Genomic DNA, 11545 nt, shown 5'->3' on the forward strand with positions numbered 1-11545 from the left:
AGTTTGCCTGTTTTAATAAGATTTACAAGTCCAATTTGTACACCTTGCATATTTTCAGTAACGTTAATAAAGCCCAACTGTAATCCTTTAACAGAGATAGCTTTATTAAAAAAGCCCAACTGTATGCCAGAAACGTTGTTTTGGTTCCAATTAATAAAACCAAGCTGTAATCCTTCAAAGTTATTAGTAAGAGTAACGATACCTGTTTGCCAAGCGAAAGCATTATCAGTTTTAGAGAAAAGCAAGTTAAAAGAAACACCTTTAACATTTGGAGTATAAGAGCCAATACCTAACTCAAGACCTTCAAGAGAGTCATCTTGAGGTATAGAAAATTTGTCCCATAGGGAAAGCTTAATAGGTGTTGATGCAAAAGAAAGTACAGTAAATACTGCTAATGAAAGTAAAACCAGTACACCTTTTTTCATTTACTCCCTCCTTTGGAGATAGACATTATTTGTAAAATGCAATACTTTGACCGTAAGTAAATAAATTTTGCTACTTTTCTTATGTTCAATATGTATTATAGAAGCTTCACATACTAGTTTAGAGAGCCCATTTCTTTTTATTTGTAGTAACTAACAAACCTTTGCTAAATTATTTAAAAATAAAAAATTTTATATATTTTGAGTTTAGATAAGTCCATAAGAGAATTTCTCTAAGCTAGCATCAGTATTTTTATTGGAAATAATCAAACAACTTAGTTAAATCGAATTTTTTATTTTTAAATTGTGTATATTTATCATATAATTTTTTCTTTGATTTTGCTAATATCGGTGAACTTATCCCGTATTCTATTGCTATAGATGCTTCTATATAAGCACAAAATTTATCGCATACTTCTACTAATGAGCCATCGATAGCATTATATTTGTCATCGTTAAAGTTATCAATATCTTCTACTTTTTTTTGTACACCATTTTCAATAATTTTGTCTGCAAATTCATCTTTTATAAAGTACTGTATTTCTTTATGCCAGCTTTCAGGTATTAGAGGCAATATTTTTTCGTCTACTTGTTTGGTTTCGTACTGTTTTATTATATCATCTAAATCTGGTATAGAAGATTTTACAGGGGAGATTATGTCTTTTGTAAGTATTTCTGGTAGATCATGAAAAAGTGAAGAGTAAAAATTGTTATATTTTCTAACTTTAGAGACATTCATTTCCATGGAAAGTAAATAGGCAAAAATTGCGACACTTAACATGTGTCCTAAAACTGTTGTTTTAGGTGTTCTAAAAGTTTGCGCCCATCTTTGCTGAAATCTTAACTGGCCGCATAAATCTAAAAACCCATAATATCTTCTATTAATTAATAGTTTACTTATACCAATTAAGTCTTCAAAAGAAATTACAGTGCCTTCTATTTCTTGCTTAGTTTTTTCTATACCATAAAGCATAGAATTCCAAGGATAAATTATGTTAAATTCCCATCTTGTTGAGAGGCAATGTGCGGCACTTAAAATTCTTCTTTCAAATTCTGCATAATGTTTGTCTAGGAGATAATTCTCGCATCTTTCTGCAAAGTCAGGCCCAATTGCATTTAAAATATCTTTTAAATTTGACAATACCCATTTATTTAATTCTGATTCTTTTTTAGACATTATTTCTCTAAAAATTTCAGGTTTTAAATCCGTAAGCATTATTCTCTGAAAAAATTCAAAAATTCCCCCCTCAATAAGTTTTATCCAATCAATATTTTTCTTATTATTTTCTTCAAATTTTGCAAGAATATAAGCTATTATTATCTTATGTGCTTGTTTATCGATTTCATAGAAATCTAAAGGGCGTATATGGTCGTTCCATCTTAAAATGTTTGCTGCGGAAAAGATTTTTAAAATTAAATCTTTTGTTATCATTCATCACCTCTGTAAATGAGCCTTTTTAAAACCATTAACCACATCCTTGTTATGTTTTTAAACACTATGTGTTACAATTTGTGCTTATAACACGATAAACTCCCAAAAATTCACAACAATTATAGGTATTAAAGTTTTTTAGAAAGATCCAAATAATATTTTCTTTCTTGTAAAGATATTTTTTCAATAGAATATCTTAACATTATTTTAGGCATAAGACTAGAGTATTTATCTAAAAATGATGTGAGAGTTTGTTTATTTTGTTTTCCAACTTCTCTAAGCATCCAACCAACAGCTTTGTGTATAAGATTGTGTTTATGGTTTAATAGTAGCTCAGAAAGTTTTAAAATCTCGTCAAATCTTCCATGTTTTATAAAATATAGAGTTGAGACTATGGCAATTCTTTGTTTCCAAAGATTTTTAGATTTTGCAAATTCCCAATAACCTTCCAAAGAATAATTATACCAATAATGCCCTGTTATTTTGTAGCAGCTCAAATCTACTAAATCCCAATTATTTATATATCTTGAGTTTTTTAAATATAGCTTAACTATTTTTAATTTTTCTATTTGAGGTGCTGACTTATATTTTTTGATTAAAATTAGTAAAGATGCAAATCTTACTTCGTGTACTCGGGATTTTAATAAATTTTCAGTTTCTTCCAAAGTTATTACTTTAGAATATTTTTTAGTAATGTTACGTATTTGAGGTACTTTGATTCCCCAAACAACGTCATTTTGAGCGTAAGCACCTTTTTTAACGTTAAGAAGTTTTTTACTCCAATCAGCAAAATCTGCGTTTTTCAGTTTTGTTAAGTCTTTCAACATTTGTTTTATCATTATAGGTTTATATATTTTTTTAAAAGAAGAGCTAACCCGAAATATGTTATAGATGTAAACACAAATAATGCAACAAATTTTATTTTTAATATCTTCAATTTATAAAAAATTAAAAATAGCAATGTGTAAAAAATACTAAAAATAATAGCATAAATGATTAAGTTTAAATACATAACATCTCCTTTATAAAGATCTTTTAATAGTATGTTTTTTTAAGTAGTAACCAGTAAAAGATTTCTTGTTTTTCATTATATCTTCAGGCGTGCCTTCTGCTACAATGGTACCCCCTCTCTTTCCACCTTCTGGCCCTAAATCTATAACCCAGTCTGCAGTTTTTATGACATCCAAATTATGCTCTATAACAAGTACTGTATTTCCTGTATATGTGAGTCTTTGTAAAACTTCTACAAGTTTACTTACATCTGCAAAGTGTAGCCCAGTTGTAGGTTCGTCAAGAATGTATAAGGTTTTTCCAGTAGCTTTTTTTGCAAGTTCGCTAGCGAGTTTTATTCTTTGAGCTTCCCCTCCTGAAAGAGTTGTAGCAGCTTGGCCTACTTTAATGTATCCAAGCCCGACATCCTCAAGTGTGGATAAAGTTCTTTTTAAGGAAGGTATGTTTTCAAAAAATTTAACACTTTCTTGAACGGTCATATTTAAAACTTCGTCTATGTTTTTGCTTTTATAATTTATTTGTAAAGTTTCTTCGTTAAATCTTTTACCATTACAAATATCACACTTAACATATACGTCTGGCAAAAATTGCATCTCAATTTTTAAAGTTCCATCACCTTGGCAATTTTCACACCGACCGCCTTTCACGTTAAAAGAGAATCTTCCAGGCAGATAGCCTCTTGCTTTAGCTTGAGATGTTTGAGCAAACAAGTCTCTTATAACTGAAAATGCTCCTGTGTAAGTTACTGGGTTTGAACGAGGAGTCCTTCCTATAGGAGACTGATCAACTATGACCACCTTGTCTATATTTTCAATACCCTCCATAGTTTTAAAGTTACCGGGTTTTTCTTTAGAACCATAAAGTATGTTTGCCAGATTTTTATACAATATTTCGTGTATCAAAGTAGATTTTCCACTACCAGAGACCCCAGTAATACAAACGAATAGACTTAAGGGAATATTTACATCTATATTTTTAAAATTGAACTGTTGTGCTCCTGTTATTGTGAGCCATTTGTCTTGATGTTTTTTTCTTTTTTTAGGGATAGGTATTTCTAAAGTTCCTTTTAAATATTGTCCAGTTAATGAGGTTTTTGATTGCATTATTTCTTTAGCATTTCCCTTTGCTACTATATGGCCTCCATTAGTGCCAGCTCCTGGCCCTAAATCTAATATATAATCTGCAGCTCTCATTGTATCTTCATCATGTTCAACAACAATTAAAGTATTGCCTAAATCTCTCAGTTTTAATAAAGTGCTTAACAGCTTGTTGTTATCTCTTTGATGTAACCCAATAGAAGGTTCATCAAGAACGTAAAGCACTCCAGTAAGGCCGGAACCAATTTGTTTAGTTAAATGTATTCTTTGAGCCTCCCCACCGGACAAGGTAGAACTTTCTCTGTCTAAACTTAAATATCCAAGTCCAACATTATTTAGAAATAGTAACCTTTCGCAAATCTCTTTTAGAATACTCTTACTTATCAACTTATCTTTTTCGTTAAATTTTATGTTTTTAAAAAAGTCATAGGATTGTTCTATAGACATTTTTGTAACATCAGCAATAGATTGATTTTCAATAAATACTGATAAGGCTTCGTTTTTTAATCTTTTGCCTTTACATAAAGGACAAACTTTTTTTGCCATATACTTGTTGTAGATTTCGTTTTTTACAAACTCAGATTCCGTTTCATTATAACGTCTTTGCATATTTGTTATAACGCCTTCAAAGTCTTGGCTGCCATATAACAAAATATCTTGTTGTTTTTTTGTTAATTGTTTCCATGAAATATCTATAGGAATTTTATTCTTTTTTGCGGCTTCTTTAAGCAATTGCCCATAGTATCCGCTCCAACTATTTTTCCAGCGGTTTGTTCTAGTTGTTATTGGGTCTGACCATGCTACTATTGCTCCTTGTTTTATGGAGCGGTTGGTATCAGGAATTATTAAAGTCTCGTCTATTTCTATTTTTTCACCAAGTCCACCACATTCAGGACATGCTCCAAAAGGAGAGTTAAAGGAAAAAAGTCTAGGTTCTATTTCAGAAAAGTTTATACCACAATCAATACATGCATATTGTTCGCTATAGACCATTTCTGAAGAAATGTTTCCATTTTTTATTATAGCAACTGTTACTGTGCCTTTAGATTCTTTTAAAGCGGTTTCAATAGAATTTGCCACTCTTTGTCTTAAATCGTCTTTAAGTTTTATTCTGTCTATGATTATATCTATAGAGTGTTTTTTATATCTATCTAGACTTATTTTTTCCTCTAGAGCATAGATATTTCCATCAACTCTGACTCTAGAATATCCGTTTTTTAATAATCTAGAAAACAGTTCTTCATAAGTGCCTGACTTTCCTTTAATCAAAGGAGAAATTATATTGATCATAATTTCATTAGGAAGCTTCATCACATCATCAATTATTTGTTGAACAGATTGAGGTTTAACTAATTTTTCACATTTTGGACAATGAACAATGCCTGTTCTTGCAAATAGTAATCTTAAATAATCGTAAATTTCAGTTACTGTACCAACTGTAGAACGTGGATTGTGAGATGGATTTCTTTGTTCTATTGAAATCGCAGGAGATAAACCTTCAATAATATCTACGTCAGGTTTATCCATAAGTTCTAAGAATTGTCTAGCATACGCTGATAGAGATTCAACGTATCTTCTTTGCCCTTCAGCGTAGATTGTATCAAAGGCAAGTGAGGATTTGCCGGATCCAGACAGCCCAGTAATAACAACCAAGTTATTTTTGGGTATATCTATATCAATATTTTTTAAATTGTGTTGTCTTGCACCACGGATTTTAATTATATTGTTCATTTATGAACATCCTTTATTTGACAGACTCATTAAGTACGATATCTTTTGCAACAGGTAACATTTCAGGGTAGTCTACATTATAATGTAAGCCTCTACTTTCTTTTCGTTGTAATGCAGAATTTACAATTAAATCTGCGATACAAGCTATATTCCTTAATTCTATATTTTCTACTGTTACTGGGGAATGTTTGAAAAATGTGTTAATTTCACTTTTCAATATAGATATTCTTTTTTTTGCTTTAATTAATTTCTCATTTGAGCGTGTTATACTTAAATAATTCCAAGAAGCGCGTCTTATTTCTTCCCATTCCTGCATATATACAAGGGAATTGTTTTTTGAAGTTTTATATTTGTTAGGGAGATTTTGTAAATCATAATATTTTCCATTTAAAAGCCGTAAAGAATCTTTATAAACTCTATCTGCATAAACTATACCTTCAAGTAGAGAATTTGAGGCTAATCTATTTGCTCCATGTATACCAGAGCAAGATGTTTCTCCTAATGCATACAAGTTTTTTATATTAGTTCTGCCATGCTCATCTATTTTTACTCCTCCACAAAAAAAATGTGCTGCTGGAATTACAGGTATCATGTCTTTTGCCATATCTATGCCATAGTCTAAACATTTGATATAAATATTAGGAAAACGTTTCATAAGAAAACTTTTACTTTTTGAAGTAATATCTAAATAAACACAATCCTGTCTTCTTGTTTTAAGTTCTTTGTCAATTGCTCTTGCAACTATATCTCTTGGAGCTAGCTCTTTTTGAGGACTATACTTATCCATAAACTGGCTTCCATCTTTTAAACGTAAGATAGCTCCTTCTCCACGGACAGCTTCTGATATTAAAAAAGATTTAGCATTTTTATTATATAAGCATGTCGGGTGAAATTGCACAAATTCCATATTTGCTACATCAGCCCCAGCTCTATATGCCATAGCAATCCCATCACCTGTAGAAACATCTGGATTTGATGTATAAAGATAAGTTTTACTTGCGCCTCCACAAGCTAAAGCTATTATTTTAGCTTGAAAAATTTCAATATAATTTTTTTCATTTGCAAAAACATATGCTCCACAGCAAATATTGTTTTCATTAACAATTAAGTCTATAGCAGTATAATTCTCAAAGACAGTGATGCTTTTATTTTTTAGAATATTCTTTATTAGGACATTTTCTATTTCATTGCCAGTAACATCTCCGGCATGTAAAATTCTTCTTTGGCTATGCCCGCCTTCTAACCCTAAATCAAATTCATTAGGATTGTTTTCTTTTTTTGTAAATTCAACCCCAAGACTTATAAGTTCGTTTAATCTGTCTGGAGATTCTTGAACAAGTTTTGTTACTTTGTCTTTATCACAAAGTCCAGCTCCAGAAACTAGAGTGTCTTGTATATGTTTTTCGAAACTGTCAGATTTGTCTATAACGCAGGCTATACCGCCTTGAGCTTTATCTGTTGAGGAATCAAATAATTTCTTTTTTGTAATCAGTGAAACTTTAGCTTTTTGTGCAACTTTTAAAGCCAAACTTAAACCCGCTATACCACTCCCTATTATTAAATAATCTGAACGTATCATTGTTGGCTACCTAGTCATTATTATATTATCTATCAGTCTAGTTTTTCCTAACCAGACAGCAACTGCTAAAATAACTTTTTTGGTGTTTTTATCAGCAAAAGATAAGTCTTTAAAGTTTACAATATCTACATAATCTATTTTAATTTTAGGAATTTTATTTAATTTGTTTAGAGCGGTTTGCTTTAAAGCGCTCAGATTTTTATTTTTAAAATCTATAGATGCTTTTTTTAAAATTTTATAAATTTTAGAAGCCATCTCTTTTTCTTGAGGTGATAGATATGTATTTCTACTAGAAATGGCCAATCCACTCTTTTCTCTTACAATTGGGCAAGACACAATTTTTGTTTTAAAATTTAGATCCTTAACCATTTGTTCTATTATCTTTAATTGCTGAAAATCTTTCATCCCAAAATAAGTATTACAAGCATAAGATATATTTAAAAGCTTGGCTACTACCGTCGCAACACCTCTAAAATGAGCAGGTCTAAATTTACCGCACATAATATCTTGTAAGTCTCTTACTTCTACAAAAGTTTTATGAGAATTTGGAAACATTTCGTTTACTGTTGGCATAAAAACGTAGTCAACATGGTTTTTTTTGCAAAATTGTAAATCTTTTTTTATGGGTCTAGGATATTTTAAATAATCTTCGTTTGGGCCAAACTGTAGAGGATTTACAAAAATCGAAACTATAGTAACATCATCATTTTTTTTTGACTTTAAAATTAAAGATTCATGACCTTGGTGTAATGCTCCCATTGTTGGAACAAGTCCTATCTCGTCTCCATTTTTTAAATGTTTAAATGCAGCTTTTTGTAATTTAGATATGGTTTTAATAACTTTCATATATATATATTCCTTTTTTCTGGAAACTTACCCGTTTTTACTTCATCTATATAATTTTTTACAGCATTTTGAATAGTTTTTCCGACATTTTCATATCTTTTTACAAATTTTGGAGTAAAGTCAACAAACATACCTAACATATCATATACCACTAAAACTTGCCCATCACAATAACGTCCTGCACCTATACCTATAGTTGGTATAATTAAAGCTTTTGTAATTTTTTTTGCTAAATCTTCAGGTACTGCTTCGAGTACGATAGCACAGGCTCCAGCTTCTTGTAAAATTTTTGCATCATTTATGAGTTTTAAAGCATCTTTTTTATTTCTTCCTTGAACTTTAAATCCTCCGAGTTTATTGATAGCTTGAGGAGTCAACCCTAAATGCCCCATTACTGGAATTTTTGCATCAACTATAGCTTTTATTTGTTTTATGACTTCACTGCCGCCCTCAATTTTTACAACTTGTGCCCCACCTTCTTTAACAATTCTACCTGCATTTGTGACAGCATCCTTTACATCTATTTCGTAAGACATAAACGGCATATCAGCAACAATTAGAGCACCACTATTTCCTCGTTTTACAGCTTTAGTATGGTATATTATGTCATCTACTGTTACAGGAATTGTGTTTTCGTAGCCAAGTTTTACATTGCCAAGAGAATCTCCAACAAGCAACATATCAACATCTTTGGAAATGAGTTTTGCCATAACATAATCATAACAAGTAAGCATTGTTAATTTTTCATGTTTTCGTTTTTTATCTAGAATTGTTATAACAGTTTTTTCATTCATTTTTAACTATCCTATATTTTAATTATCTGAGTTTATTTTTATGATTTTAACCTTTTGTTTTTTAAGAGTCAATAACTTTTCTTTTAATATTAGTTGTATTGTTTTATTTAATGTAGGATGCAATAAATTTTTTTCAATCTCGTTAAGAGGAACTAAAACAAACAACCTATTTTGTACATCTTTGTGAGGTATAGATAATAAATAATTATTCAAAACTTTTTTATTAAAAAATAAGATATCTATATCTATTATACGTGGTCCCCATTTAATAGTTTTTTTTCGGCCTAAAATTTGTTCTAGTCGTTTTAAAAAAAATAGTAGGTCACAGGGATTTAAGTTAGTTTTTGCTTTGATTGCAATATTGTAAAAAGGCTTTTGCTTTGGTCCAATAGGAGATGTTTCATATAAAGAAGATACCTTTATAATTCTTATAAGTAGACTACTTTGCATAAAAGACAGGGCAGTAAATATATTCTCTGCTCTGTTACCGATATTTGATCCTAAACCTAAATAAATTGTATATTTCATTATTTTTTTACAATTAAACGCCCCAATTACCTTGCTTAATTAAATTTTATATTATATTCTTGTATAAAAGTCGAACTTATTATAATACATTTAATATTTAGTTTCATAATTAAATAATAAACGATGTTTAAACCAAAATTATTTACTCTATTAAAAAATAAGCCAAAGGAATTTACTTTTAGTCGCATTATCACAGATATAAATGCAGGACTTATAGTAGCCTTTGTAGCAATTCCTTTGTCAATAGCGTTTGGAATTGCTTCTGGAGTTGTTCCAGGAAAGGGACTTATAACTGCAATAGTCGCCGGGTTTTTAATTTCTTTGTTTAGTGGTAGTCGTGTTCAAATTGGTGGTCCTACAGGTGCTTTGGTCGTTATAGTATATGGTATAATTCAAAATTATGGAACAAATGGTTTAGTTACAGCAACTGCAATGGCCGGTATTTTATTGATACTTATGGGTTTGTTAAAATTTGGAAAAGTTATTAGGTATATTCCTGATCCCATAACGACTGGTTTTACAAACGGAATAGCTGTTATTTTATTTTCAACACAAATTAACGATTTTTTTGGTTTAGAGCTTAGCAACATTCCGGCTAACTTTATAGATAAGTGGGCTTTATATATAAAAACTATTGGGAACTTAAACATAGCAACTTTTATTATGGGAGTTGCTGTATTGTTGTTTGTTGGTTTTTATCCTAAAAAATTTAAGTTTTTTCCAGCGTCATTAGCTGTTCTTATATTTTCAACGTTAATAGTACATTTCTTTAATCTCCCTATAGACACAATATTTTCTCGTTTTGGAGATATAACAGAGTCCATAGATTTTGCTCCGCATATTCCTGGATTAAACGTTGCTTTAATGAGTAAACTGTTTCAACCAGCGTTAACAATAGCAATTCTTGTAGGAATAGAATCTTTGCTTTCTGCAGTAGTGGCAGACGGCATGATAGGAAAAAAGCATAGGTCAAATACAGAGTTAATAGCACAAGGTATAGCTAATTTAGGTTCTGCTGTTTTTGGTGGAATTCCTGCAACCGGAGCAATAGCAAGAACTGCTACCAATATTAATAACGGAGGCAGAACTCCTATTGCTGGCATAGCACATGCAATTTTTATGCTTATCTTAGTTCTTGTTTTTATTAAGTATATTGTGCTTATCCCAATGGTGACTCTTGCATGCATACTTTTTACAGTAGCATATAGAATGATGGATTTCGGTGCTTTTAAAGAAATTTTAAAAGCACCAGTAAGCGATTCTATAGTACTTATTACTACGTTTGCTTTAACAGTTTTTGCAGATTTAGTTTACGCAATTGAAATAGGGATGATTTTAGCATCATTTTTGTTTATGAAAAGAATGTCTGATATTGCAAATATTGACACATCTTCACATGATGTTTACGAAGGTATAGATGAAGATAAAATAGAAAAAAAGAGAAAAATAAAGGGTATAGTTTTGTACGAAATTAATGGCCCTTTCTTTTTTGGAGCTGCAAGTACTTTTGTAGAGTACATAGAGAAAATTAAAGATTGTAAAGTTATAATTTTAAGGATGAGAAAAGTTCCTGCAATGGATGAGACAGGGTATCATGCTTTATACAAGATATACAAAAAATGTGCGTCTTCAAATACAAGTCTAATTCTATGTCAAATACAGAAACAGCCTTTAAAAGTATTGAAAAACTACGGTTTTATAGAAATTTTAGGGAGGGCCAACTTTGCATTAAATATAGACACTGCATTTAAAAAAGCTGAAGAATATATAAGTTATGTTGAAGAATATAATAATACATTCCATATAAAATAATTTTTGCTAAAAAATATAAGCATTTTTATTGTATTCTTACAATTGCAAAATTTAAGTAAGCAGTTTCTTGCATTGACGCCAAAATAGGGTGATCTTTTGCTTGAATCCATATTCTAAAACCTAACTTTAGCATTAGGGTTCCCCCAATCTTTCCCTTTTACTGGGCGAGTCAGGTTCTAATGTGTATAATTGCTATAAATTTTTGACAAAGCAAAGAAAAAAACGATAAACACAAGTTTTTTAACACAGTATAGCAAAAGGATATTCATTTTTTAGAGGAACTCTTTAGCAAC

The 11545-nt window shown here is 30.4% G+C and carries 9 protein-coding genes; 1 reads left to right on the forward strand and 8 read right to left on the reverse strand.

Annotated features, from left to right (window positions below):
- The 8 genes from LBD57_RS06375 to folK form a co-directional block, all read right to left on the reverse strand.
- A partial coding sequence (locus tag LBD57_RS06375; RefSeq protein WP_373470501.1) for an LA_2272 family surface repeat-containing protein occupies positions 1-425 on the reverse strand: 425 nt, incomplete at its 3' end.
- A 250-nt stretch (positions 426-675) separates the two neighbouring features.
- On the reverse strand, positions 676-1854 hold the full coding sequence (locus LBD57_RS06380; protein WP_373470502.1) for an HD domain-containing protein: 1179 nt from the start codon (positions 1852-1854) through the stop codon (positions 676-678).
- A gap of 128 nt (positions 1855-1982) precedes the next feature.
- Positions 1983-2693 (reverse strand): DNA alkylation repair protein, encoded by a 711-nt coding sequence (locus tag LBD57_RS06385; protein ID WP_373470503.1) that lies wholly within the window; start codon positions 2691-2693, stop codon positions 1983-1985.
- A gap of 183 nt (positions 2694-2876) precedes the next feature.
- Complete coding sequence (uvrA, locus tag LBD57_RS06390) at positions 2877-5693, reverse strand: excinuclease ABC subunit UvrA (protein ID WP_373470504.1); 2817 nt, start codon at positions 5691-5693, stop codon at positions 2877-2879.
- A gap of 13 nt (positions 5694-5706) precedes the next feature.
- The gene (nadB, locus tag LBD57_RS06395) at positions 5707-7272 is read right to left on the reverse strand and encodes an L-aspartate oxidase (protein WP_373470505.1); all 1566 of its coding nucleotides are present in this window, start codon (positions 7270-7272) and stop codon (positions 5707-5709) included.
- A 6-nt stretch (positions 7273-7278) separates the two neighbouring features.
- Positions 7279-8118, reverse strand: coding sequence for a pantoate--beta-alanine ligase (panC, locus tag LBD57_RS06400; RefSeq protein ID WP_373470506.1), 840 nt, complete (start codon positions 8116-8118; stop codon positions 7279-7281).
- Positions 8115-8912, reverse strand: a complete 798-nt coding sequence (gene panB / locus LBD57_RS06405) for a 3-methyl-2-oxobutanoate hydroxymethyltransferase (protein WP_373470507.1) — start codon at positions 8910-8912, stop codon at positions 8115-8117. The genes panC and panB overlap by 4 nt, the downstream gene beginning before the upstream one ends.
- 18 nt (positions 8913-8930) lie before the next feature.
- Positions 8931-9440, reverse strand: coding sequence for a 2-amino-4-hydroxy-6-hydroxymethyldihydropteridine diphosphokinase (gene folK, locus LBD57_RS06410; protein ID WP_373470508.1), 510 nt, complete (start codon positions 9438-9440; stop codon positions 8931-8933).
- A gap of 123 nt (positions 9441-9563) precedes the next feature.
- Here folK and LBD57_RS06415 point away from each other — a divergent pair, with 123 nt between their 5' ends.
- Positions 9564-11252, forward strand: coding sequence for a SulP family inorganic anion transporter (locus LBD57_RS06415; protein ID WP_373470509.1), 1689 nt, complete (start codon positions 9564-9566; stop codon positions 11250-11252).
- Positions 11253-11545 lie beyond the last annotated feature (293 nt).

This window comes from Candidatus Endomicrobiellum cubanum, from assembly GCF_031278955.1.
Taxonomy (GTDB): domain Bacteria; phylum Elusimicrobiota; class Endomicrobiia; order Endomicrobiales; family Endomicrobiaceae; genus Endomicrobiellum; species Endomicrobiellum cubanum.